Origin of the sequence: Streptomyces sp. NRRL S-495 (assembly GCF_000966955.1) — a bacterium.
In the GTDB taxonomy this organism is placed as follows: Bacteria; Actinomycetota; Actinomycetes; order Streptomycetales; family Streptomycetaceae; genus Kitasatospora; species Kitasatospora purpeofusca.
Window position 1 is genome coordinate 1 of the sequence record NZ_JZWY01000039.1, and the last position, 22,797, is coordinate 22,797.

27 protein-coding genes and 1 pseudogene are annotated in these 22,797 nt (G+C 74.9%); 6 read left to right on the forward strand and 22 right to left on the reverse strand.

Annotated elements, in window-relative coordinates; all coding sequences use genetic code 11:
- Positions 1–132 precede the first annotated feature (132 nt).
- From VR45_RS03235 to hisI, 11 genes and pseudogenes are all read right to left on the reverse strand, one after another.
- A complete protein-coding gene (locus VR45_RS03235) occupies positions 133–624 on the reverse strand; it encodes a MauE/DoxX family redox-associated membrane protein (RefSeq protein WP_234325818.1) in 492 nt (163 codons plus the stop codon).
- A gap of 94 nt (positions 625–718) precedes the next feature.
- On the reverse strand, positions 719–1,036 hold the full coding sequence (locus VR45_RS03240) for a hypothetical protein (protein ID WP_045938144.1): 318 nt from the start codon (positions 1,034–1,036) through the stop codon (positions 719–721).
- A 201-nt stretch (positions 1,037–1,237) separates the two neighbouring features.
- The gene (gene trpA, locus VR45_RS03245; protein WP_030391397.1) at positions 1,238–2,047 is read right to left on the reverse strand and encodes a tryptophan synthase subunit alpha; all 810 of its coding nucleotides are present in this window, start codon (positions 2,045–2,047) and stop codon (positions 1,238–1,240) included.
- 2 nt (positions 2,048–2,049) lie between these two features.
- The gene (gene trpB / locus VR45_RS03250; RefSeq protein WP_045938145.1) at positions 2,050–3,330 is read right to left on the reverse strand and encodes a tryptophan synthase subunit beta; all 1,281 of its coding nucleotides are present in this window, start codon (positions 3,328–3,330) and stop codon (positions 2,050–2,052) included.
- A gap of 214 nt (positions 3,331–3,544) precedes the next feature.
- A complete protein-coding gene (gene trpC, locus VR45_RS03255; protein ID WP_030391399.1) occupies positions 3,545–4,351 on the reverse strand; it encodes an indole-3-glycerol phosphate synthase TrpC in 807 nt (268 codons plus the stop codon).
- A gap of 262 nt (positions 4,352–4,613) precedes the next feature.
- Positions 4,614–5,060, reverse strand: a complete 447-nt coding sequence (locus VR45_RS03260) for a DUF2752 domain-containing protein (protein WP_234325819.1) — start codon at positions 5,058–5,060, stop codon at positions 4,614–4,616.
- Positions 5,061–5,150: 90 nt separating this feature from the next.
- A pseudogene (locus tag VR45_RS45305) lies at positions 5,151–5,428 on the reverse strand (HGxxPAAW family protein).
- Positions 5,429–5,573: 145 nt separating this feature from the next.
- Complete coding sequence (locus tag VR45_RS03270; protein WP_045938147.1) at positions 5,574–6,236, reverse strand: TIGR02234 family membrane protein; 663 nt, start codon at positions 6,234–6,236, stop codon at positions 5,574–5,576.
- A gap of 20 nt (positions 6,237–6,256) precedes the next feature.
- The gene (locus VR45_RS41990; protein ID WP_052708813.1) at positions 6,257–6,703 is read right to left on the reverse strand and encodes a hypothetical protein; all 447 of its coding nucleotides are present in this window, start codon (positions 6,701–6,703) and stop codon (positions 6,257–6,259) included.
- A 45-nt stretch (positions 6,704–6,748) separates the two neighbouring features.
- The gene (locus tag VR45_RS03280; protein WP_045938148.1) at positions 6,749–8,263 is read right to left on the reverse strand and encodes an anthranilate synthase component I; all 1,515 of its coding nucleotides are present in this window, start codon (positions 8,261–8,263) and stop codon (positions 6,749–6,751) included.
- A gap of 38 nt (positions 8,264–8,301) precedes the next feature.
- The gene (gene hisI, locus VR45_RS03285; RefSeq protein ID WP_045938149.1) at positions 8,302–8,673 is read right to left on the reverse strand and encodes a phosphoribosyl-AMP cyclohydrolase; all 372 of its coding nucleotides are present in this window, start codon (positions 8,671–8,673) and stop codon (positions 8,302–8,304) included.
- A 178-nt stretch (positions 8,674–8,851) separates the two neighbouring features.
- Here hisI and VR45_RS47805 point away from each other — a divergent pair, with 178 nt between their 5' ends.
- The 3 genes from VR45_RS47805 (at position 8,852) to VR45_RS03300 (ending at position 11,134) form a co-directional block, all read left to right on the forward strand.
- Positions 8,852–9,517 carry a hypothetical protein gene (locus VR45_RS47805; RefSeq protein WP_045938150.1) on the forward strand — a complete coding sequence of 222 codons (666 nt, stop codon included), beginning with the start codon at positions 8,852–8,854 and terminating at the stop codon, positions 9,515–9,517.
- Positions 9,518–9,547: 30 nt separating this feature from the next.
- Positions 9,548–10,195, forward strand: coding sequence for a TIGR03085 family metal-binding protein (locus VR45_RS03295; protein ID WP_045938151.1), 648 nt, complete (start codon positions 9,548–9,550; stop codon positions 10,193–10,195).
- A gap of 153 nt (positions 10,196–10,348) precedes the next feature.
- A complete protein-coding gene (locus VR45_RS03300; protein WP_045938152.1) occupies positions 10,349–11,134 on the forward strand; it encodes a VOC family protein in 786 nt (261 codons plus the stop codon).
- 85 nt (positions 11,135–11,219) lie between these two features.
- On the opposite strand, the gene hisF is transcribed toward VR45_RS03300, so the two are convergent.
- From hisF to hisD, 8 genes are read right to left on the reverse strand one after another with little or no spacing between them, the layout of a single operon-like run.
- Positions 11,220–11,990, reverse strand: a complete 771-nt coding sequence (hisF, locus tag VR45_RS03305; RefSeq protein ID WP_045938153.1) for an imidazole glycerol phosphate synthase subunit HisF — start codon at positions 11,988–11,990, stop codon at positions 11,220–11,222.
- Positions 11,987–12,427 carry a Rid family hydrolase gene (locus tag VR45_RS03310; RefSeq protein ID WP_045938154.1) on the reverse strand — a complete coding sequence of 147 codons (441 nt, stop codon included), beginning with the start codon at positions 12,425–12,427 and terminating at the stop codon, positions 11,987–11,989. The genes hisF and VR45_RS03310 overlap by 4 nt, the downstream gene beginning before the upstream one ends.
- Positions 12,424–13,149 carry a bifunctional 1-(5-phosphoribosyl)-5-((5-phosphoribosylamino)methylideneamino)imidazole-4-carboxamide isomerase/phosphoribosylanthranilate isomerase PriA gene (priA, locus tag VR45_RS03315; protein WP_045938181.1) on the reverse strand — a complete coding sequence of 242 codons (726 nt, stop codon included), beginning with the start codon at positions 13,147–13,149 and terminating at the stop codon, positions 12,424–12,426. Before priA ends, VR45_RS03310 begins: the two co-directional genes overlap by 4 nt.
- 20 nt (positions 13,150–13,169) lie before the next feature.
- Positions 13,170–13,805: an imidazole glycerol phosphate synthase subunit HisH gene (hisH, locus tag VR45_RS03320; protein ID WP_045938155.1), complete on the reverse strand. Its 636-nt coding sequence runs from the start codon at positions 13,803–13,805 to the stop codon at positions 13,170–13,172.
- 33 nt (positions 13,806–13,838) lie between these two features.
- Complete coding sequence (locus tag VR45_RS46635) at positions 13,839–13,991, reverse strand: hypothetical protein (RefSeq protein ID WP_045938156.1); 153 nt, start codon at positions 13,989–13,991, stop codon at positions 13,839–13,841.
- A complete protein-coding gene (hisB, locus tag VR45_RS03330; protein ID WP_045938157.1) occupies positions 13,988–14,581 on the reverse strand; it encodes an imidazoleglycerol-phosphate dehydratase HisB in 594 nt (197 codons plus the stop codon). Before hisB ends, VR45_RS46635 begins: the two co-directional genes overlap by 4 nt.
- Complete coding sequence (locus VR45_RS03335) at positions 14,578–15,687, reverse strand: histidinol-phosphate transaminase (protein WP_045938182.1); 1,110 nt, start codon at positions 15,685–15,687, stop codon at positions 14,578–14,580. The genes hisB and VR45_RS03335 overlap by 4 nt, the downstream gene beginning before the upstream one ends.
- Positions 15,684–17,018, reverse strand: a complete 1,335-nt coding sequence (gene hisD / locus VR45_RS03340) for a histidinol dehydrogenase (protein ID WP_045938158.1) — start codon at positions 17,016–17,018, stop codon at positions 15,684–15,686. Before hisD ends, VR45_RS03335 begins: the two co-directional genes overlap by 4 nt.
- Positions 17,019–17,110: 92 nt before the next feature.
- Here hisD and VR45_RS03345 point away from each other — a divergent pair, with 92 nt between their 5' ends.
- The 3 genes from VR45_RS03345 (at position 17,111) to ybaK (ending at position 20,057) form a co-directional block, all read left to right on the forward strand.
- Positions 17,111–18,691 carry a hypothetical protein gene (locus VR45_RS03345; protein ID WP_045938159.1) on the forward strand — a complete coding sequence of 527 codons (1,581 nt, stop codon included), beginning with the start codon at positions 17,111–17,113 and terminating at the stop codon, positions 18,689–18,691.
- An 84-nt stretch (positions 18,692–18,775) separates the two neighbouring features.
- Positions 18,776–19,504, forward strand: coding sequence for an LON peptidase substrate-binding domain-containing protein (locus tag VR45_RS03350; protein WP_078896200.1), 729 nt, complete (start codon positions 18,776–18,778; stop codon positions 19,502–19,504).
- Positions 19,505–19,562: 58 nt separating this feature from the next.
- Positions 19,563–20,057, forward strand: coding sequence for a Cys-tRNA(Pro) deacylase (gene ybaK, locus VR45_RS03355; protein ID WP_045938160.1), 495 nt, complete (start codon positions 19,563–19,565; stop codon positions 20,055–20,057).
- Positions 20,058–20,084: 27 nt separating this feature from the next.
- Here the strand turns inward: ybaK and VR45_RS43250 are convergent, their stop codons facing one another.
- The 3 genes from VR45_RS43250 to VR45_RS03370 form a co-directional block, all read right to left on the reverse strand.
- Complete coding sequence (locus VR45_RS43250) at positions 20,085–20,897, reverse strand: hypothetical protein (protein ID WP_063772399.1); 813 nt, start codon at positions 20,895–20,897, stop codon at positions 20,085–20,087.
- Positions 20,898–20,982: 85 nt separating this feature from the next.
- Entirely contained in the window at positions 20,983–21,792 is an 810-nt protein-coding gene (locus VR45_RS03365; RefSeq protein WP_045938161.1) for an ABC transporter permease, read from the reverse strand.
- On the reverse strand, positions 21,789–22,787 hold the full coding sequence (locus VR45_RS03370) for an ABC transporter ATP-binding protein (protein ID WP_045938162.1): 999 nt from the start codon (positions 22,785–22,787) through the stop codon (positions 21,789–21,791). The genes VR45_RS03365 and VR45_RS03370 overlap by 4 nt, the downstream gene beginning before the upstream one ends.
- Positions 22,788–22,797 lie beyond the last annotated feature (10 nt).

The window sequence follows — 22,797 nt, forward strand, 5'->3', positions numbered from 1 at the left end:
AGCCTCGTCCGCGGCCCGGTCCGCCAGCATCCGCTCGCGGGCGGTGCGCTTGCCTTCTCGGTTCTTCTCGCTCATCAGCCTTGGGCATTCCAGATTCGGGGGCGGGGGTGGTGCGGTGGGAGGACGGGGCGCTCAGCGCGCCAGCCAGCCGTCCACCGAGAACTTGGTGCGGGGCCACCGGAGCAGCCAGCCGGCCAGCAGCAGGAACCCGGTGTCGCGCAGGATCTCCTGGAGGTACTCGGTCTGCGAGGAGTCGACCGCCCCGCCGCCGCCGAAGCATCCGCAGTCGATCGAGATGCCGCGCGCCCAGGCGGAGGCGATCCCGGCGATGAAGGCGAGCAGCAGCCCCGCCGAGAGTGCCGCGACCAGGCGCGTGCCCAGGCCGACCACCAGCAGCAGCGCGAGCGCCAGCTCCAGGAAGGGCAGCCCGTGGCCGACCGGTTTGACCAGGGCCTCGGGCAGGATCTCGTACGCGCGCACCGCCTGGGCGGCCTCCGCCGGGTCGGCGATCTTCGCCAGCCCCGCCCAGCCCCAGACCACGGCCAGGCCCAATCGGGCCGCCGTGCCGATCCACTCCGTCACCGGCCCGGCCATCCGGACAACCCCCTCGGGAAACACCGTCACGCCCTATGAACCGTCGACGGTGACGCCGGGTTCCTCCGGTTTCGCGAGTTAAGCCGAAAGAGTGAACATTGATATCGGTTGATCCGGTTTCACCCTAACGAGTGGCCGGGTCGCAGCCGGGCGGCCACCCGAGCTCGTACCGGTCGATGTCGTACCCCCCGGACTCGTACCTCCCGGGCTCGTACCGGCTGTCGCCGAGGAGCGCCGGGCGCCCCTGCGGATCCGAGCGGCCGGCCCGCGCCACCGCCTCCATCCGGACCGCCTCGGCGCACACGTACGCGTCCCGCTCGGCCCGCTCCACCCCCCGTTTGGCCAGGGCCGGGACGACCGCCGCCTGCGCCCCGAGCGCGGCGCCGAGGGCCAGCGCGGCCGCGGCCGCCCGTAGCAGCACGGCTCGCTGAAGACCGGGCATCGGCCGACCCCTTCCGCTCGCTCCCGCGCCCCCGGGGGCGCGTGGTTCGTGCACTCGTCCCTCCACTCAACGCCGGTCAACCCCCGCTGATGCGCGCGCCCCGCACTGTTCACCCGTTCGGGTCCGACCGGCCGCCCGCGCCGGGGGGAACGCCGACGGCCCGCCACCTCCGGAGAGGTGGCGGGCCGTCAACAGGAACCCCTAGCTGCGGCGGACGCCCTGCGCCAGCTCGCCGGCCAGCTCGCGGACCGCCGCCAGCGCGGCCCCCTCGTCCCCGTCCGCGTCCAGGATCCGCTGGACGAAGGCCGAACCGACGATGACGCCGTCCGCGAACCCGGCGACCTGCGCCGCCTGCTCACGGGTCGACACCCCGAGGCCGACGCAGACCGGCAGCTCGGTGGTGGCCCTGGTCCGGGCGACCAGGTCCTCGGCCAGGTCGCCGACCTGCGCCCGGCTGCCGGTCACGCCCATCACCGCGGCCGCGTACACGAAACCGCTGCCGGCCGCGGTGACCTCCGCGAGCCGGCGGTCCTTGCTGCTCGGCGCGACCACGAACACGGTGTCGAGACCGTGCTCCTCGGCCGCCTTGCGCCACTCCACGGACTCCTCCACCGGCAGGTCCGGCAGGATGCAGCCCGCCCCGCCGGCCGCGGCCAGGTCGGCGGCGAACCGCGCGACGCCGTACCGGTCCACCGGGTTCCAGTAGGTCATGACCAGCACCGCCGCGGCGGGGTGCGCCGCGGCCACCTCCTGGACGGTGCGCAGCACGTCCTTGATCCGCACCCCGCCCCGCAGCGCGATGTCGTCCGCGGTCTGGATGGTCGGGCCGTCCAGCACCGGGTCCGAGTGCGGCAGGCCGATCTCGACGATGTCGCAGCCGCCCTCGATCAGCGCGCCGACGGCGCGGATGCCGCCGTCCACGGACGGGAAGCCGGCCGGCAGGTAGCCGATCAGCGCGGCGCGGCCCTCCGCCTTGGCGGCGGCCAGGATGCCACTGAGCTTGGAAGCCATGGTCACTTACCCCCGTGGGCGGAGCCGGCGCCCGGCTCGTCGTAGAGGCCGAAGTACTCGGCGGCGGTGTGCATGTCCTTGTCGCCGCGGCCGGAGAGCGAGACCAGCACGGTGGCCTCGGGTCCGAGCTCGCGGCCCAGCTCCAGGGCGCCGGCCAGCGCGTGCGCGCTCTCGATGGCCGGGATGATGCCCTCGGTGCGGGACAGCAGCCGCAGCGCCTGCATGGCGGCGTCGTCGGTGACCGGGCGGTACTCGGCCCGGCCGGTGTCCTTCAGCCAGGCGTGCTCCGGGCCGACGCCCGGGTAGTCGAGGCCGGCCGAGATCGAGTGCGACTCGATGGTCTGGCCGTCCTCGTCCTGCAGCACGTACGTCCGGGAGCCGTGCAGCACCCCCGGGTCGCCCTTGGTGAGGGTGGCGGCGTGCCTGGGCGTCTCGGCGCCCTCGCCGGCCGCCTCGCAGCCGATCAGCCGCACCCCGGCGTCCGGGATGAACTCGTGGAAGATGCCCATCGCGTTGGAGCCGCCGCCGACGCAGGCCACGACCGCGTCGGGCAGTCGGCCGGTGCGGTCCAGCACCTGCTGGCGCGCCTCGATCCCGATGACCCGGTGGAAGTCCCGGACCATCATCGGGAACGGGTGCGGGCCGGCCACGGTGCCGAACAGGTAGTGGGTGGAGTCGACGTTGGCGACCCAGTCGCGGAACGCCTCGTTGATGGCGTCCTTGAGGGTCCGGCTGCCGGAGGTCACGGAGACCACCTCGGCGCCGAGCATCCGCATCCGGGCGACGTTGAGCGCCTGCCGCTGGGTGTCGACCTCGCCCATGTAGATGGTGCAGTCGAAGCCGAACAGGGCGCAGGCGGTGGCGGTGGCCACCCCGTGCTGACCGGCGCCGGTCTCGGCGATGATCCGGGTCTTGCCCATCCGCCTGGTGAGCAGGGCCTGCCCCAGGACGTTGTTGATCTTGTGCGAGCCGGTGTGGTTGAGGTCCTCGCGCTTGAGCAGGATCCGCGCGCCGCCGGCCTCGGCGGAGAACCGCCGCACATCGGTCAGCGGGCTGGGGCGGCCGGTGTAGTCCTTGAGCAGCGCGTCGAGCTCGGCCGCGAAGGCCGGGTCGGCCTTGGCCTTCTCGTACTCCTCGGCGACCTGCTCCACGGCGGCGACCAGCGCCTCCGGGATGAAGCGGCCGCCGTACGCGCCGAAGTAGCCGCGCGCGTCCGGCACCTCGGTGCCGGGCAGGTGGTCCCGCTCGGACCCCTCGGCGGGGTTTTCGGACTTTTCGGACATGGTGAAGTCCTTCGGGATGTTGTCGACGGATGACGTGACGTCTGATGGCTGCGGTCAGCCGGACGTCGGACGCCATCGCCTCCCGGGTACCTGTCCGGGCTCGCAGCCGATGACGTACCGCACCCGCCGCCCCAGCACCCGGCGCGCGGGCGCGCGGCAGCCGCGCGGGCGGCAGCCGGGGGCGAGACGAGTGGCGATCTTCATGGCGGCGGGATCAGTCCTTGTGCCGGATCGCCGGGTGGGCACCGGCCGCGACCAGGTCGGCCACGGCGGCCCGCGGGTCCTTGCCGGTCACCAGGGACTCGCCGACCAGGACCGCGTCCGCGCCCAGGTTGGCGTAGGAGATCACGTCCAGCGGACCGCGCACCCCGGACTCGGCGATCTTGACGATGCCGTCCGGAATCGCGTGCACGACATTGCCGAAGGTGTTGCGGTCCACCTCGAGGGTCTTGAGGTTGCGGGCGTTGACGCCGATGATCCGCGCCCCGGCGTCCACCGCGCGCTTGATCTCCTCCTCGTCGTGCACCTCCACCAGCGGGGTGAGGCCGATCGACTCGGCACGCTCGATCAGCGACACCAGGGCCGGCTGCTCGAGGGCTGCGACGATCAGCAGCGCGAGGTCGGCGCCGTGCGCGCGGGCCTCCCACAGCTGGTAGGCGGTGACGATGAAGTCCTTGCGGAGCAGCGGGGTGTCCACGGCGGCGCGGACGGCGTCCAGGTCCGCCAGCGAGCCGCCGAAGCGGCGCTGCTCGGTCAGCACGCTGATCGCGGCGGCACCGCCGGCCGCGTAGTCGGTCGCCAGGGAGGCCGGGTCCGCGATCGTGGCCAGCGCGCCCTTGGACGGGCTGGAGCGCTTGACCTCGCAGATCACCCGGATGCCGTCACCGCGCAGCGCGGCCACACCGTCCTTGGCGTCCGGGGCCTTGGCGGCGAGCTCCTTGAGCTCGTCCAGCGAGACCCGGGCCTGTCGCTCGGCGAGGTCCTCGCGGACCCCTTCGACGATCGAGTCGAGCACACTCACTCGGGCGCCCCCATCATGATTTGCCGGTACTGACTGGCGAGGAGCCGGCGGCCAATGGGCCTCCGGCCCTTCGATGGTATCGGCACGGGGGGGCGCACAGCGCATCCGCCCGGCGCGCGTCTCGTGGTACGGACACCGGGCGGGGGCTCCGGCCTGCGTCTTCACCGCTCCACCACCCCGTCCGGCCGCTCCGCCGGGACCGGGGCCCGGCCACCCACCGGCCACCCACCGGCCCGGACCGGCCCGGACCGGCTCCCCAAGCTCAGACCGACGGCGGGGCCAGACCCGCGCCGACCGGCAGATTGCGGACCACCGTGAAGACCAGTACGAACAGCGCCACCAGCACCCAGCGCCGGGACCCGAGCGCGAGCCGGGGCCCGGGCAGTCCGCGCAGCGCCGCCCAGAGCCAGCGCGCCCAGAGCACCGCCAGCACCACGAACAGCAGCACCGCCACCGCGTTGTCGTGCAGGGCCCCGTTGAAGTCCCCGTGGGTCAGCGCGTGCACACAGCGCAGCCCACCGCAGCCCGGGCACCACCAGCCGGTGGCCGCGAGGAAGGGGCAGTCCGGGTAGTGCCCGGGGTTGTTCGGGTCCACCGCGGCGATGTACCCGGCGGGGAGGGCCACGGCGACCGCGGCGGCCAGCGGCGGAACCAGCCGGCGGGGGCCGGACTGCCGGGCGGCGGCGGTGGGAGCGGGGGCGGCGTTCACGCCCATGATTGTGCCTCCCCCGGCGGCGCGGTGGGAGAAACGAAACGGCGGGCCTGCCGCCCGCCGTTCACGTGAGAAGGTCCGGCCGGGTCAGGCCGCGCTGCCGGCCAGCGCCGCCTGCTCCTCCGGGGTGTAGACGTGGGCGCTGGGCTGCGCGCCCATGCCCGCCATCGCCATGGCCTTGCCGACCACGCCGCCCAGCACCACGACCGCCAGGCCGCCCCAGACCAGCAGCACCGACGGCAGGATCATCGCACCGACGGCAGGATCATCGCGACACCCGCGATGGCGAAGCCGATGAAGGAGATCGTCACGCCGGTCCAGGCGGCGACGGTGTGGCCGCTGGCAGCCTTCGTTCCTGCAGACATCAGATGGTGCTCCTACGCTCTCGGGGCCCCGGCCGGGCCTGCGGGCCCCTGGCGGGTTGACGTCTCCATTGTGCCGGGCCGTACACCGGCGGCCCAAAGCGGGTGGCGGGTCTATCGCGTCACAGTGCGACCGGCTCCGCCCGGCTCACCGCGCGGTCGGGTCCTCGCCCCGGTCCAGCGCCTTCCACAGGTCCGCCGGCGTCTGGGCCGCCGGGGTCTGGGCCGCCGAGTTCCGGTCCGCCGCCCGCCGGACCGGCGCCCGGCCGGTCGGCGCCTCGTAGCGGCTGCCCATGGCCGGCCAGCCCCGCCCGTAGCGGACGGTCAGGAACCCGGCCAGCGCCAGCAGCAGCCCGCCCAGCAGCGCCACCCACGGCCAGGCGGTGTGCCCGACCCCGGTCGCGGCGGAACCGGTCAGCGCCAGCTTGCGGGCCGCCTCGGCGTCCAGCGCGGCGGTGTCCCCGGCACCCGCCGCGGCGGCCGCGGCGGCGCCCAGCCCGGCCAGCACCGTCAGCGCCCCGACCGCGAGCCGGCCGGCGCCGCGCGCCGCGAACACCGCGACCGCCGCCGCCAGGGCCACCAGGGCCAGCCCGGCGGGCAGTTCGGAGATCTTCCCGCCGGTGACGGACACCTCCAGGGTGCCGGCCAGGCCCTCGGCCCAGACCCGCCCGGCCGCGGTCAGCACCAGCACCGCGCCCAGCACGGTGAGCAGCAGCATGACCCCGAGCGTGCGCCGCCCGGCCCGCGCGGCGGGCGCGGGGGCGGCGGCGGGGTCGGCGGACACGGCGTCGGTACGGGCTTCAGCGGTCACCGGACCAGTGTCCCCCGCCCTCACCCCGCCGCCGCACCCGGGGTCGGCGGCCCGACCGGGAAGTCGCCCGTCTCCAGCACCAGCGTCCCCTCCTCCAGCGGCAGGAAGAGATCGTTCCCGAACGGGACCCGCTCCGCCTCCCGGTACCCCACGCCGGGCAGCGGCCGGCTGTGCACCGTGCAGACCGCCTCCCCCGGATCCACCAGGACGTACAGCGGGACCCGCGCGTCCGCGTGGGCGCGGTGGCCCCCGGTCGGCTCCGGCACCGGCGCGACCTCCAGCACCACCAGGGCGTCCCCGGTCCGGTACCGTCCGGCGGCGTCCGAGGACGCCCCCGGTGCCAGCACCAGCAGCCGGGTCTCCCGCCCGTCCTCGCTCACCACCGAGCGCACACCGCCGTGGGCGCCCGACTGCCGCAGCAGCTGCTCCCTGGCGGCGGCCACGATCCGCCGCTGCACGTCAGGCATGCTGTCGTCCCTTCCGCTGCGGCGGCCCCGCGACGCGCGCGGGGCCTACGGCCTACGCAGCGTATTCGCGGTGGCGACCGCCCGCAGGACGGCGGCGGCCTTGTTGCGGCATTCGGTGTCCTCGCCGTGCGGGTCGGAGTCGGCGACCACGCCGGCGCCGGCCTGGACGTAGGCCGTGCCGTCGCGCAGCACCGCGGTGCGGATCGCGATCGCGGTGTCCGAGTCCCCCGCGAAGTCCAGGTAGCCGACGCAGCCGCCGTACAGGCCGCGGCGGGTGGGCTCCAGTTCCTCGATGATCCGCATCGCGCGCGGCTTGGGCGCGCCGGAGAGCGTGCCGGCCGGGAAGCAGGCGGTCAGCACGTCGAAGGCGGTCCGGCCCTCGGCGACCTTCCCGGTCACCGTGGAGACGATGTGCATGACGTGGCTGTAGCGCTCGATCTGCATGAAGTCGACCACCTCGACGCTGCCCGGCTCGCAGACCCGCCCGAGGTCGTTGCGGCCGAGGTCCACCAGCATCAGGTGCTCGGCCCGCTCCTTGGGGTCGGCGAGGAGTTCGGCCGCCAGCCCGGCGTCCTCGTGCGGGGTGGCGCCGCGGTGCCGGGTGCCGGCGATCGGGTGCAGCATCGCCTCGCCGTCGGTGACCTTGACCAGCGCCTCCGGGCTGGAGCCGACCACGTCGAAGCCGCTCTCGGCGCCCCCGTCCGGGCCCGGGAAGCGGAACAGGTACATGTACGGGCTGGGGTTGGTGGTGCGCAGCACCCGGTAGACATCCAGCGCGGAGGCCGGGCAGGGCGCCTCGAAGCGCTGCGAGGGCACCACCTGGAACGCCTCGCCGGCCCGGATCCGCTCCTTGATGTCCTCCACCGCGGCCCGGTAGGGCGCGCCGCCGAACGGCGAGCGGACCTCGCCGGGGCCGGTCGGGGTGAAGGTGGCCAGGCCCGGGTCGACCGGCTTCAGCAGGTCGGCCTCCATCCGGTCGAGCCGGGCGACGGCGTCCGCGTAGGCCTCGTCCACCCCGCTCTCCAGGTCGTTGTGGTTGACCGCGTTGGCGATCAGCAGCACGGTGCCGTCGACGTGGTCGAGCACGGCGAGGTCGGTGGCGAGCAGCATGGTCAGCTCGGGCAGCCGCAGGTCGTCCGGGTTGAGGTCGGGCAGCTTCTCCAGGCGCCGCACCACGTCGTAGCCGAGGTAGCCGACCAGGCCGCCGGTGAGCGGCGGCAGGCCGTCGTCGGGGTGCCGCGGGGTGTGCAGGGTGCGCAGCGCGGCGCGCAGCACCTCCAGCGGGTCGCCGGTGGTGGGGATGCCGACCGGCGGGGCGCCGAGCCAGCGGGCGTCGCCGTCCGGGCCGACGGTCAGGGTGGCTGCGCTGCGGACCCCGACGAAGGAGTAGCGCGACCAGCTGCGGCCCTGTTCGGCGGACTCCAGCAGGAAGGTGCCGGGGCGCTCGGCGGCGAGGCCGCGGTAGAGGCCGATCGGGGTGAGGCCGTCCGCGAGGAGCCTGCGGGTGACCGGGATGACCCGGGTGTCGACGGCGAGCTTGCGGAAGGCTTCGAGGTCCATGCGGGCGGCACCTTACGGGGAGGGGCGGAGCGGGCGGTTCAGCCGAGCGGGAGCACGTCGGCGTCGAAGCAGGTGCGGTCGCCGGTGTGGCAGGCCGCGCCGGTCTGGTCGACCTTGACCAGCAGGGTGTCGCCGTCGCAGTCCAGCGCGACCGACTTGACCAGCTGGACGTGGCCGGAGGTGTCGCCCTTCACCCAGTACTCGTGGCGGCTGCGGCTCCAGTAGGTGCAGCGGCCGGTGGTGAGGGTGCGGTGCAGCGCCTCGTCGTCCATCCAGCCCAGCATCAGCACCTCACCGGTGTCGTACTGCTGCGCGACGGCCGGGAGGAGTCCGTCCGCGGTCCGCTTGAGCCGGGCGGCGATCTCGGGGGCCAGGGCGGTGGAGCCGGGAGCGGCGGGTGTGGTGGACATGGGGCCATTGTGTCAGCCCGGTCCGGCCGCCAGGGCCGCCGTCCGGATCGCGGCCGCGCCCATGGGCGCAGGTGGGAGCGGGGCGCGGGGCGCGGCGCACGACCGGGAGGACCATCCGATCGAACGAGTTGTGCCAACCGCCTGCCGGGTACCCCCGCTCTGCGCCATTCTCGTGCTCATGACCTCCGAGCAGCACTCCGCCGAGTCCGCCGAGCCGCCCGGCCGCGACCGGTCCGCGGGCGACCGGTCCGCGGCCGTCCGCCCCGGCGAGCGCCCCGGCGACGACGCCCGGCCGTCCCGGGGCCTGCGGGTCGGCGTCGCGGCGGTGCTGGTGCTGCTGCTCGCGGTGGTCGCCACGGTCCTGCTGTGGCCGGGGGACGACCCGGCCCCGGCGCCGCCCCCGCCCGCCCCCACCACCGCGACGCCGACGCCCACCCCGACGCCCACTCCCACTCCCACGCCGACCCCGACGCCGACGCCGACCAAGGTCGTCCCGTACAGCTTCTTCACGGTCGGCACCTGCCTGGACCACCCGCAGCTGAGCCGGACGGTCACCAAGCCGGAGGCCCGCCCCTGCGAGGGCAGGCACGACGGCGAGGCGATCGCCGACCAGCTGCTGCCCGACGGGCTGACCGGCGACTTCCAGGTCGCCAACGCGATGCGGGACGGCTGCAAGGAGGCCCAGGCCGCCGCCGAGGCCCGGCAGGGCGGCGGCGGGCCGTACTACAGCTACCCGGTGGGCCCGAGCTACGCCTTCTACCAGCAGGGCTGGCGCGACTACACCTGCATCCTGACGGCGGGCAACCGGCCGGACACCGGCAAGCTCACCGGTCACCTTCGCTGACCCCCCGTCGGCACTCGTAGGGTGGGCCGCATGTCTAACCACGCTCTCGCCGAGCGCCACCGTCTGGCCGAACTGCTGGCCGCCGCCGGGCCGGACGCGCCCACCCTCTGCGAAGGATGGTCCACCCGGGACCTCGCCGCCCACCTGGTGATCCGCGAGCGGCGGCCGGACGCCGCCGCCGGCATCCGGATCGGCCCGCTGGCCGGCTGGACCCACCGGGTGCAGGAGTCCTACGCCGGGCGGCCGTACGAGGAGCTGGTCCGGATGTTCCGCGCCGGTCCGCCCCCGTTCTCGCTGTTCTCGCTGCCCGGCGCGGACGAGGCGGGCAACACCGTCGAGTACTACGTGCACGCCGAGGACGTCGCCCGGGCCGGCGACGGCCCGGCGCCGACGGCGGTGCCGGCCGGCCGGGCCGAGGCGCTCTGGCGCCGGCTGTCGCTGCCCGCCCGGATGGGGGCGGGCCGCCGCTCCCCGGTGCGGCTGGAGCTGTGCCACCCCGACGGCCGGAGCCTGGCGGTCGGGCCGGCCGGACCGGCGACGGTGCGGATCACCGGCGAGCCGGGCGAGCTGGTGCTGCTCGCCTTCGGCCGGGGCGCCCGCGCCCGGGTCGAGGTGGACGGCCCGCACGACGCCGTCGAGGCCCTGCGGCACGCCCTCCCGCTCCCCGAGCGGGAGTAGCGCCGGTAGCGCAGCCGGATCCCGCCCCGGCTGCGGATGTCGGTGGCGGGGTGCAGACTCGCAGGTGGCCGGGAGGGGCGCCGCCGGGCCCGCGGTGGCGGCCGTCCGGCCCCCTGCCCGTCGTTACCGTCTCCGTCGAAGGGACGCGACACCATGCTCACCACCGACTTCCCGGCCGGCTCCCCCTGCTGGGTCGACCTCGGCAGCCCCGACCCGGCCGCCGCCGCCGCGTTCTACGGGGCGGTGTTCGGCTGGACGTTCCGGTCGGCCGGCCCGGAGGCCGACGGCTACGGCTTCCTCCAGCTGGACGGCCGGACGGTCGCCGCCGTCGGCCGGCTCACCGAGGAGGGCGCGCGCTCCGCCTGGACGACGTACTTCCGCACTCCGGACGCCGAGGCCGCCGCCGCGGCCGTCGAGCGGGCCGGCGGCACCGTCCGGGTCCCGGCCTTCGACGTGATGGAGGCCGGGCGGATGGCCCAGCTGACCGATCCCCAGGGCGCGCAGTTCGCGGTCTGGCAGCCGGGCGCCGTCACCGGCCTGGACGCCGTGTCCGAGGACGGCGCGCTGATCTGGATCGAGCTGCACACCGGTTCCGTGGACGCCGGCTTCGGCTTCTACCGGACGGTGTTCGGCTGGCGCGAGGAGGACTTCCCGGCGCCCGGCATGACGTACAAGGTGCTCTCCCCGGCCGAGGGCGACCTGCGGGCCACCACCTTCGGCGGCATCGCCCCGGTGATGGCCGACTCCGGGCCGCCGTCCTGGACGCCGTACTTCGGCTCCTCCGACGTGGACGCGGTGGTCGCCCGGGCCACCGCCGCCGGGGCGAGCGTGCTGATGGGCCCGGAGAGCGTCCCGGACGTCGGCCGGATCGCCTGGCTGGCCGACCCGTTCGGCGCCCCGTTCGCGCTGATCAAGGGCGAGCCGCCGAAGGACGCCTGACGAGCGGCGCACCCGGCCCGGCGCGCGACCGCACGGTCGCGCGCCGGGCCGGGCCGCGCCGGACGGTCAGCGCCGGGCCGAACGGTCAGCGGACCGGGTGCCCGGCCTCCCGCAGCGCGTTCTTGACCTCGCCGATCCGCAGGTCCCCGAAGTGGAAGACGCTGGCGGCCAGCACCGCGTCCGCGCCGGCCTCCACCGCGGGGGCGAAGTCGGCGAGCTTCCCGGCGCCGCCGGAGGCGATCACCGGGACGGACACGGCCGCGCGGACGGACCGGATCAGCTCCAGGTCGTAGCCGTCCTTGGTGCCGTCGGCGTCCATCGAGTTGAGCAGGATCTCGCCGGCGCCCAGCTCGGCGGCGCGGCCGGCCCACTCCACGGCGTCCAGGCCGGTGCCCTTGCGGCCGCCGTGGGTGGTGACCTCGAAGCCGGAGGCGGTCTCGGTGCCCTCGGCGCAGCGGCGGGCGTCCACCGACAGCACCAGCACCTGGCGGCCGAACCGCCGGGCGATCTCGCGGACCAGCTCGGGGCGGGCGATGGCGGCGGTGTTGACGCCGACCTTGTCGGCGCCGGCCCGCAGCAGCTTGTCGACGTCCTCGACGGCGCGGATGCCGCCGCCGACGGTGAGCGGGATGAACACCTGCTCGGCGGTGCGGCGGACCACGTCGTAGGTGGTCTCGCGGTCGCCGGAGGACGCGGTGATGTCGAGGAAGGTCAGCTCGTCGGCGCCCTCGGCGTCGTAGAGCCTGGCCATCTCGACCGGGTCCCCGGCGTCCCGCAGGTTCTGGAAGTTGACGCCCTTGACCACACGGCCGGCGTCGACGTCCAGACAGGGGATGACACGTACTGCGAGGGTCACGGCTGCTTGCCTTCCAGAGCTTCCAGGGTGGCGGCGAGTCCGGCGCGGTGGGCGTCGAGTTCGACCTCGACGAGCAACCGCGAGTCGACCAGGCTCTGCACCACCACGACGGCGGCCACCGGGCGCACGGCCCCGAAGAGTTCCTGGTGGGCGCGGCCCGCCGCGTCGATGTCACGGGAGTGGGTGAGGTACACCCGGGTGCGGACCACGTCGTCCGCCGTCAGACCGTACGCGGCCAGCGCCTCCAGCGCGTTGCCGAAGGCGGCCCGCACCTGCTCGTAGGGGTCGCCCTCGCCCTGCAGCACGCCGTCCACCAGCGGCCTGGCACCGGCCACGTGGACGTGGTCCCCGGCGGCGACCGCCTGCGACGTGCCGAGGATCTCCTCCCAGGGGGAGAACCCGTCGACCCGGCCGCGCACGATCCGACGTTCCGTCATCCCGAAACCGCCTCCAACGCCTCTCCGAGGGTGAACTTCTGCTCGTAGAGTGCCTTGCCGACGATCGCGCCCTCGACTCCCTCGCCGACCAGGCCGGCGATCGCGACCAGGTCGTCCAGCGAGGAGACGCCGCCGGAGGCGACCACCGGACGGTCGGTGGCGGCGCACACGTCGCGCAGCAGCTGGAGGTTGGGGCCGGTCAGGGTGCCGTCCCGGTTGACGTCGGTGACCACGTAGCGGGCGCAGCCCTCGGCGTCCAGGCGGGCCAGCACCTCGAAGAGCTGGCCGCCCTCGCTGGTCCAGCCCCGGCCGCGCAGGGTGGTGCCGACCACGTCCAGGCCGACGGCGATCCGGTCGCCGTGCTCGGCGATGACCTTGGCGACCCAGTCCGGGCTCTCCAGGGCGGCGGTGCCGAGGTTGACCCGGGTGCAGCCGGTGGCGAGCGCGGCGGCCAGCGAGGCGTCGTCGCGGATGCCGCCGGACAGCTCGACCTTGATGTCGAGGGTCTCGGTGATCCCGCGGACCAGCTCGCGGTTGGAGCCGGTGCCGAAGGCGGCGTCGAGGTCGACCAGGTGCAGCCACTCGGCGCCGGCGCTCTGCCAGGCGAGGGCGGCGGCGAGCGGCTCGCCGAAGGAGGTCTCGGTGCCGGAGGCGCCCTTGACCAGGCGGACGGCCTGCCCGTCCCGGACGTCGACGGCGGGCAGCAGTTCGAGGCGGCTCATGAGGTACACGTCTTCCGTGGTCAGAGGGTGTTGACCCAGTTGGTCAGCAGGGCGGCGCCGGCGTCGCCGGACTTCTCGGGATGGAACTGGGTGGCCCAGAGCGGGCCGTTCTCGATCGCCGCCACGAACGGCTGCCCGTGCGTGGCCCAGGTGACCAGCGGCGGGTTGATCCGCGCGCTGTGCGTCTCGAGCTCCCAGTGCCGCACCCCGTAGGAGTGGACGAAGTAGAAGCGGGCGTCCGCGTCCAGGCCGGCGAACATCCGGTTGCCCTCGGGGGCGTCCACGGTGTTCCAGCCCATGTGCGGGACGACCGGGGCCTCCAGCGGCTCCACCGTGCCCGGCCACTCGTCGCAGCCGGGGGTCTCCACCCCGTGCTCGACGCCCTTCTCGAAGAGGATCTGCATGCCCACGCAGATGCCCATGACCGGTCGGCCGCCGGCCAGCCGGCGTCCGACGATCCAGTCCCCGCGGACCGACTTCAGCCCGCGCATGCAGGCTTCGAAGGCGCCGACGCCGGGGACGAGCAGGCCGTCGGCGTCCATCGCGGCCTGGTAGTCGGAGGTGACGGTGACGGTGGCGCCGGTCCGCTCCAGGGCGCGCTGCGCCGAGCGGAGGTTGCCGGAGCCGTAGTCGAGCACCACGACGTTCTTGCCCATGTTCAGGTGTCCAGTCTTTCGTTCGCCGGGCGGTTACAGGCGCATCAGGCCGGCGCCCAGGCACATGGCCGAGCCCAGCGCGAGGACGAGGATGACGCCCTTCGCCTGCTTCTGCTTCCAGAACGAGATCACGCCGCCGGCCAGGAAGAGCCCGACGAAGATGAGGACCATCGCAGTGTTGCTCACAGCGCACCCTTGGTCGACGGGAGGATGCCGGCCGCGCGCGGGTCGCGCTCGGAGGCGTAGCGCAGGGCCCGGGCCAGCGCCTTGAACTGGCACTCCACGATGTGGTGGGCGTTGCGCCCGTAGGGCACGTGGACGTGCAGGGCGATCCGGGCCTGGGCCACGAAGGACTCCAGGATGTGCCGGGTCATGGTGGTGTCGTAGGCGCCGATCATCGGCGCCATGTTCTCCGGCTCGGTGTGCACCAGGTAGGGGCGGCCGGAGAGGTCGACGGTCACCTGGGCGAGCGACTCGTCCAGCGGGACGGTGCAGTTGCCGAAGCGGTAGATGCCGACCTTGTCGCCGAGCGCCTGCCGGAAGGCGGCGCCGAGCGCGAGGGCGGTGTCCTCGATGGTGTGGTGGCTGTCGATGTGCAGGTCGCCGTCGGTCTTCACGGTCAGGTCGAAGAGGCCGTGGCGCCCGAGCTGGTCGAGCATGTGGTCGTAGAAGCCGACGCCCGTGGAGATGTCGGTCTTGCCGGTGCCGTCGAGGTCTATTTCGACCAGGACGGACGTCTCCTTGGTGGTGCGTTCGACGCGTCCGATGCGGGTCATACGGGGTACAGCTCCTTGATCACTGTGGCGACGGCGGCCAGGAAGGCGTCGTTCTCGGCGGGGGTGCCTGCGGTGACGCGCAGCCACCCGGGGACGCCGTTGTCCCGGACCAGGACGCCGTGGTCGAGGATGGCCCGCCAGACGGCGTGGGTGTCGGCGAAGCGGCCGAACTGGACGAAGTTGGCGTCCGAGTCGGTCACCTCCAGCCCGAGTCCGCGCAGTGCCCCGACCAGCCGGTCGCGCTCGTCCTTGAGCCGGCCGACGTAGCCGAGCAGGGTGTCGGTGTGCTCCAGGCAGGCCAGCGCGGTCGCCTGGGTGACGGCCGACAGGTGGTACGGCAGGCGCACCAGCTGGACCGCGTCCACCACCGCCGGGTCGGCGGCCAGGTAGCCCAGGCGCAGCCCGGCCGCGCCGAAGGCCTTGGACATGGTGCGGGTGACCACCAGGTTGGGGCGGCCCTCGATCAGCGACAGCAGCGAGGGCCGGTGCGAGAACTCGACGTACGCCTCGTCCACCACCACCAGGCTGGGCCGGGCGGCCTGCGCGGCCTCGTACAGCCGCAGCACGGTGTCGGCGGCGACGGCGGTCCCGGTCGGGTTGTTCGGCGAGCAGACGAACAGCACGTGCGGCCGGTGCTCGGCGATCGCCGCCGCGGCGGCGTCCAGGTCGATGGTGAAGTCGTCGTTGCGCGGGCCGGAGATCCAGCCGGTGCCGGTGCCCCGGGAGATCAGCGCGTGCATCGAGTACGAGGGCTCGAAGCCGAGCGCGGTGCGGCCGGGGCCGCCGAAGGTCTGGAGCAGCTGCTGGAGCACCTCGTTGGAGCCGTTGGCGGCCCAGACGTTCGGCCGGGCGACGGCGAAGCCGGTGGTCCGGGTCAGGTAGGCGGCCAGGCCCTCGCGCAGCTCGACCGCGTCCCGGTCGGGGTAGCGGTTGAGGTGGCGGGCGGCCTCGGCGACCCGCTCGGCGATCCGGGCGACCAGCTCCTCGGGGAGCGGGTACGGGTTCTCGTTGGTGTTCAGCTGGACCGGGACGTCGAGCTGCGGGGCGCCGTAGGGCGACTGGCCGCGCAGCTCGTCCCGGACGGGAAGGTCGTCGATGGTGGTCACGTGCCGGGAACCGTCCACTCGCTCTGCCAATTGTGTTCGTCTCCGACGAACCGTGCCTTGATCGCGTCGCCGTGACCGGGCAGGTCCTCGGCGTCCGCCAGGGTGACCACGTGCGCGGCGATGCCGGCCAGCGCCTCGCGGTCGTACTCGACGACCTGCACGCCGCGCAGGAAGGTCTGCACGGACAGGCCCGCGGAGTGGCAGGCGCAGCCGCCGGTGGGCAGCACGTGGTTGGAGCCGGCCGCGTAGTCGCCGAGCGAGACCGGGGTGTACCGGCCGATGAAGATCGCGCCCGCGTTGCGGACCTTCGCGGCGACCGCGTGCGGGTCCCGGGTCTGGATCTCCAGGTGCTCGGCCGCGTAGGCGTTGACGACGGCCAGGCCCTGCTCCAGGTCGTCGACCAGGATGATGCCGGACTGCCGGCCGCCGAGGGCCTCGGCCACCCGCTCGCCGTGCTTGGTCCGGGCGACCTGGGTCTTCAGCTCGGCCTCGACCGCGTCGGCGAGCGCCACCGAGGCGGTGACCAGCACCGAGCCCGAGGTCGGGCCGTGCTCGGCCTGGCTGATCAGGTCGGCGGCGACCTCCGCCGGGTCGGCGGTGTCGTCGGCGAGGACGGCGATCTCGGTCGGTCCGGCCTCGGAGTCGATGCCGATCCGGCCCGCGAAGTAGCGCTTGGCGGCGGCCACGTAGATGTTGCCGGGGCCGGTGACCATGTTCACCGGCTCGCACTCCTCGGTGCCGAGCGCGAACATCGCGACCGCCTGGGCGCCGCCGACCGAGTACACCTCGGTGACGCCGAGCAGCGCGCACGCGGCCAGGATGGTCGGGTGCACCCGGCCGCCGAAGGCCTTCTGCGGCGGCGAGGTCACCGCGATCCCGGCGACGCCCGCCTCCTGGGCCGGCACCACGTTCATCACTACGGAGGACGGGTAGACGGCCAGACCGCCCGGCACGTACAGCCCGACCCGGTCCACCGGCACCCAGCGCTGGGTCACCGTGCCGCCGGGCACCACCTGGGTGGTGTGCCCCTCGCGGCGCTGGTCGGCGTGGACCAGCCGGGCCCGGCGGATCGACTCCTCCAGTGCGGCGCGCACCTTCGGCTCCAGCTCCGCGAGGGCCTCGGCGAGCTGCTCGGCCGGGACCCGGGTGGACTCCAGCCGCACGCCGTCGAAGCGTTCGGTGATCTCGATCAGCGCCGCGACACCGCGATGATGCACGTCCTCGGCGATCGGGCGCACCTTCTCCAGGGCGGCCGCGACGTCGAAGTCGGCACGGGGCAGCAGGCCGCGCGGGTCGTCGAGCGAGCCGCGCAGATCGATTCGAGAGATCACGCCCCCCAGTGTAAGGAGTGGCCGGAACCCGCGATCCCGCATTTCAGTCCGTGATACGAAGTGCGAGACGACCAGGGGACACGGGGGGCAGCATGGCGGAGCGGGCACCGGACGGCTGGACGGCGGCCGAGCAGGCACTGTGGCAGGCGTTCCGGCACGGCCGGACCCTCGACCTGCGCACCGGCGAGGCGGCGGCGGACGACCCCTTCGGCGAGGCCGTCTGGGACACCCGGCGGACGGTCCGGGCCGAGGTGCTCTCCCGGCTGCTGCTGGACGGGCCCGCCCCCGTGCCCGGCCGGGTCGCCTCGCTGAAGCTGACCGGCGCGCTGGTCACCGGGCCGCTGCGGCTGGCCGGCGGCACGATCGGGCACTACGTCGAGCTCCACGACTGCCGGTTCGACCAGAAGATCCTGATGTCCGAGGCCGAGGCCGGCACCCTGCGCTTCATCAACTGCCTCGTCCCCCGGCTGGAGGCCTCCCGGCTGGTGACCTCCGGCGACCTGCACCTGGCCCGCTGCCGAATACGCCAGGGGGTCCGGCTCACCGATGCCCGGATCGGCACCGACCTGCTGCTGAACCAGGCCGTCCTGGGCGGCGACCGGTTCGGCCGGGCGCTGTCCGCGGACGGCATCGCGGTGAACCAGGACTGCGAGGCCGACCGGCTCACCACCGACGGCGAGGTCAGCCTGCGCACCGCCCGGATCGGCGGCCGGCTCTCGCTGCGCGGCGCCCAGCTGCACGCCGTCCCGGGCAACCGCAACGCCCTCAACGCCGTCCGGCTCACCGTCGGCCACACGGTGTACCTGAGCGGCTCGGCCGACGGCGGCTGGTACGGGTCGCAGACCTACTACGGCTCCGGGTACGGCGAGGTGCCGCCGCCGGGCTCGCCGAGCACGCCGTTCCGCGCCTTCGGCCAGGTCCGGCTGTCCGACGGCCGGTTCGACAACGCCTGCCTGCTCTCCGACGCCGAGTTCCACCTCGACGAGGGCGACGAGGTCACCCTGCGCCGGATCCAGACCCCGGAGCTGCGCTTCACCTGCCGCTTCCCGTCCGGCGGCACGGTCTCGCTGTCCCGGGCCCGGATCGGCAACCTGGTCGACGCCCCCGGCTCCTGGCCGGGGGGCGGCACGATCGGCCTCACCGGCTTCACCTACGAGTGCCTGCGCCCGGCCGTGCCGTTCCCCGTCCACGAGCGGATCGCCTGGCTGGAGGGCGCCGCGGTGGAGTTCCAGCCCGAGTCCTACGAGCAGCTCGCCGCCGCGCTGCGCCGCGACGGCGCCGACGACGACGCCCGCGAGGTGCTCCACGCCAAGCAGCGCCGACGCCGGCAGACCCTGCCGCTGCCGGCCCGGATCTGGGGCCGGGTCCAGGACGCGACGGTCGGCTACGGCTACCGACCCGGGCGGGCCGCGCTCTGGCTGCTGCTCGCCTGGGCGCTCGGCAGCCTCTACTTCGCCACCCACGCGCTCCAGCCGCTCAAGGCCGACGAGCGGCCGCACTGGAACCCGGTGCTGTACGCGCTCGGCCAGCTGCTGCCGGTCGTCGACCTCGGCCAGGGCGGCTGGAACCCCGGCGGAGCGTCCCAGTGGGTCTCGGCGAGCCTGGTCGTCGTCGGCTGGGTGCTCGCCACCACCGTCGCCGCCGGCGCCAGCCGGATGCTCCAGCGCGGATAGCCGCGGACAGCGGCAGGCTGCGGCGGGCGCTCGCGCGGATAACCCCGGAGCGCTCGCACCGTCCGGGGAACTACGCTGTCCGCCGTGACAGAACGGCTGCCGCTCTTCCCGCTGAACAACGTGCTCTACCCGGGCCTGGTCATGCCCCTGAACGTCTTCGAGGAGCGCTACCGCCGTCTCGTCGCCGATCTGGTCGACGGACCCGAGGACCGGCCGCGCCGCTTCGGCGTGCTCGCCATCAAGGACGGCCGCGAGGTCGCCCCGGTCCGCCCCGACGACGGACCGGCCGGTCCGCTGGACGGCCTCGGCACCGCCACCGGCGACCCGCTGGAGGCACTGCACCACATCGGCTGTGTCGCGGACGTCACCTCCGTCCAGCCGCAGCCCGACGGCCGCTACGAGCTGCTGGTCACCGGCACCACCCGGTTCCGGCTGCGCTCGGTCGACGTCGGCGGCCCCTACCTGGTCGGCGAGGCCGAACCGATCGAGGAGCGCGCCGGCGAGGGCTCCGGGGCCCTGGCCGCCGAGGTCGAGCGTGCCTTCCGCACCTACCAGCGGCGGCTCGCCGGCGCCCGGGAGGCCAGCACCGTCGGCCGCCAGGAGCTGCCCGACGACCCGCAGGTGCTGTCCTACCTGGTCGCGGCCGCCGCCGTGCTGGAGGTCCCGCTCAAGCAGCGGCTGCTCGCCAGCCCGGACAACGCCCAGCGGCTGCGGGCCGAACTCGAACTGCTGCGCCGCGAGAGCGCGGTGCTCGGCTGGCTCCCCTCGCTGCCCGCCGTCAATCTGACCCGCCAGTCCTTCAGCCCGAACTGACCCGGCCCCGACCGCCCGTCCCAGGCCGACCCGGCCCCGACCGACCACCGGAGGCCCCGTGGCCACGAAACCGAAGAAGGGCGGCCGCGGCACACCCGCGACGGTCGCCCTGGAAACCGCCGGGGTGCCGTTCACGGTGCACGCCTACGAGCACGACCCGGCGGCCGCCTCCTACGGGGACGAGGCCGCCGAGGCGCTCGGGGTGACCGCCGACCGGGTCTTCAAGACCCTGGTCGCCGACGTCGACGGTGTCCTCACCGTGGGCGTGGTCCCGGTCTCCGGGCAGCTGGACCTCAAGGCGCTGGCCGCGGCGGTCGGCGGCAAGCGCGCCGCGATGGCCGATCCGGCCGCCGCCGAGCGCAGCAGCGGCTACGTCCGGGGCGGCATCTCCCCGCTCGGGCAGCGCCGGGCGCTGCGCACGGTCGTCGACGAGAGCGCGCTCGGCCACCCCACCGTCTACGTCTCCGCGGGCCGCCGGGGCCTGGAGGTCGAACTCTCCCCCGCGCACCTGGTCACCCTGACCGGGGCCCGCACCGCCCCCATCGCCCGCTGAGCAGCCGCTGAGCGGCCGCGCGGCCGGTCAGCCCTCGCGCCGGTCCTCCCGCCGGTCCTGCGGCGGGGCGGCCGGGTGCACGGCCGGGTGCACGCCCGGCTGCCCGGCCGGAAGGCCCGCGCCCGGGACGGGCGGCCCCGGGACCCAGTACGGCGGCGGGTCCTCCTCGCGCTTGCCGAACGCCGCCGACAGCGCCAGCAGCAGCACCATGGCGGCCATCGGCCAGGCCAGCACCGCGCCGTACGCCCCGAGGTCGATGTCCGCCGAGAAGTGCCCGCCGTTGCCGACCCGCCGCGCCTGGGCGACCAGGTCGCGGCTCGGCCCGAGCCAGCGCCCGAGCCCCCACGCGCCGACCGAGGCCAGCAGTCCGCCGACCGCCAGCCCGACCGCCACCGCGATCCCGCCGCCCCGCTTGCGGGTGAACAGGAACGCGCCCAGCGCGGTCAGCAGGCCCGCCCCCAGGCCGAGCAGTACGAAGACGCTGTCGGCGCCGGCCCGCTGCTCGCCCTCCGGGTCGGCGTAGAGGATCTTGTTGCCGTCCACCACCAGCGGCACCTTGGGCGCCAGCCAGACCCACAGCGCGCCCATCACGACCCCGAGCACCAGGCAGGCCAGCACCGTGGCCGCCCCGACCCTCAGCTCGGGCAGCAGCCGCTGCGCGATCGGCTCGGCCGACCGGCCCTTCCCGGCCGTCAGGTCCACCCCGGGCGGCAGCCCGTACGGCTCGGACGCGGGCCCGGGCGCGGCGTACGGATCACGGTCGGCGGCGTACGGGGCGGGCACGGCATCGGTGACACCGTCGGCGCGCGCGGGATCCGGAGGTGTGTTCGGTACGGTCACGCCCCCATCGTTTCACGCTCACCACCGCCACGACCCGGCCACCCACCGAACCGACGGGGGCCCGGCGTGATCCGGAGGACGCGTCCTACCGGCGGGTCGCCCGCCGGTACGCCCAGGTGGCCACGGCCAGCGAGACCACGCCCACCCCCGCGCACACCCCGAGGTCCGCGACCACCGCCGCCCAGTCGGGGCCCGGCCGGAACGTCCGGGCGAACGCCTCCACCGCGTAGGTGGACGGCAGCAGGTCGCGCAGCCACAGCACCGGCTGCGGCAGGTGGTCGACCGGCAGGACGCCGAGCAGCAGCGCCGCCGACATGCCGAGCTGCCCCAGCATGGTGGCGATCTCCTGCCGGGGCGCGAGCAGCCCGCAGGCCGCGCCGAGCCCGGCCAGCGCCGCCCCGGCCAGCGGCACCACGGCGAGCAGCACCCACAGCTGCCCCAGCGGCAGCCCGAACATGACCGCGCCCACGGCCGCCGTGACCAGCGCCCCCGGCAGGGTGAACGAGGCGAACGCGGCGGCCGCCCCGAGCACCACCGAGGCGGCCGGCACCGGCAGCGTCGCGTAGTGGTCCAGGCCGCCGCTGGCCCGCAGCCGCCCGAAGTACTGGGCGAGCAGGTTGAGCGCGACGAAGGCGACCACCAGCACGCTGGAACCGGCCACCACGTACTGGGCGGCCGAGGTCTGCCCGGTGTCGACGACGCCCCGCATCATCACCAGGATGCCGAGCGACTGGAAGGTGGCCACGAACAGCAGCGGGATCCGCGCCACCCTGGCCCGGGCGAGCTGTGCCCGGTAGACGGCCGCGAGGGCGGGCAGCAGCCGGGCGGCGGGGGCGAGCGGGGCGGGTCCGGCCGCGGCCGGGGTGGTCCGCGGCGGTGCCGAGAGCAGCGTCACTTGGCCAGTCCTCCGTGGCGGCCGCCCAGCTTGAGGTACGCGTCCTCAAGGCTCGGGGTGGCCAGGGTGAAGTCGTCCAGGGCGGCGAACGCCGGGCCGGTGGTGACGGCCGAGACCAGTTCGCGGGCCTGCTCGGGGGTGGTGCGGACGGTCCAGCGGCGGCCGGTGCGCTCGGCCCGCTCGGCCAGCGCCGCCACGGCGGGGACGCCCAGCGGCGCCTCGTCCCGCCAGACCAGGTCGAGCCGGACGTCGCCGTCGACCAGCGCCTTGAGCCCGCCGGGGGTGTCGCAGGCGATCACCCGGCCCTCGTCGATCACGGCGACCCGGTCCAGCACGGTCTCCGCCTCGATCACGTTGTGGGTGACCAGCAGCACGGTGGTGGAGCGTTCGGCCCGGCGGCGCTCGACCGCCGACCAGACGGCCCGCCGGGCGACCGGGTCCATGCCGGTGGTCGGCTCGTCGAGGACGAGCAGCGGCCGGTCGCCGACCAGGGTGGCGGCGAAGCAGGCGAGCCGACGCTGACCGCCGGAGAGCTTGGCGAGCGGCCGGTGGGCGAGCGGTTCCAGGCCCAGTTCGGTGATCACCGCGTCCGTCGCCGCCCGGGCCTCGGTCCGGCCGAGGCCGCGCAGCCGTCCGGTGGTCTCGGCCGCGAGGGCGACGGTCAGCTCGTCGAGCGCGGTGGACTCCTGGCCGAGGTAGCCGAGCAGCCGGGCGGCCCGCTCGGGGTGCCGGACCACGTCGTGGCCGAGGATCTCGATGCTGCCGGAGTCGGGCCGCAGCAGGCCGGTGAGCTGACGGACCAGGGTGGACTTGCCCGCGCCGTTGGGTCCGAGCAGGCCGAAGATCTCGCCCTGCCGGACGGTCAGGCTGATGCCGTCGTTGGCCCGGACCGTCTCGGCGGCGCCGCCGCGCCCGGCGCGGTACGTCCGTACCAGGTCCCGTACGGCGCAGCACGGCGCGGTGTTCTGGGGTGCCCGCCCGGCCGACTCGCTCACGACCGAAGAC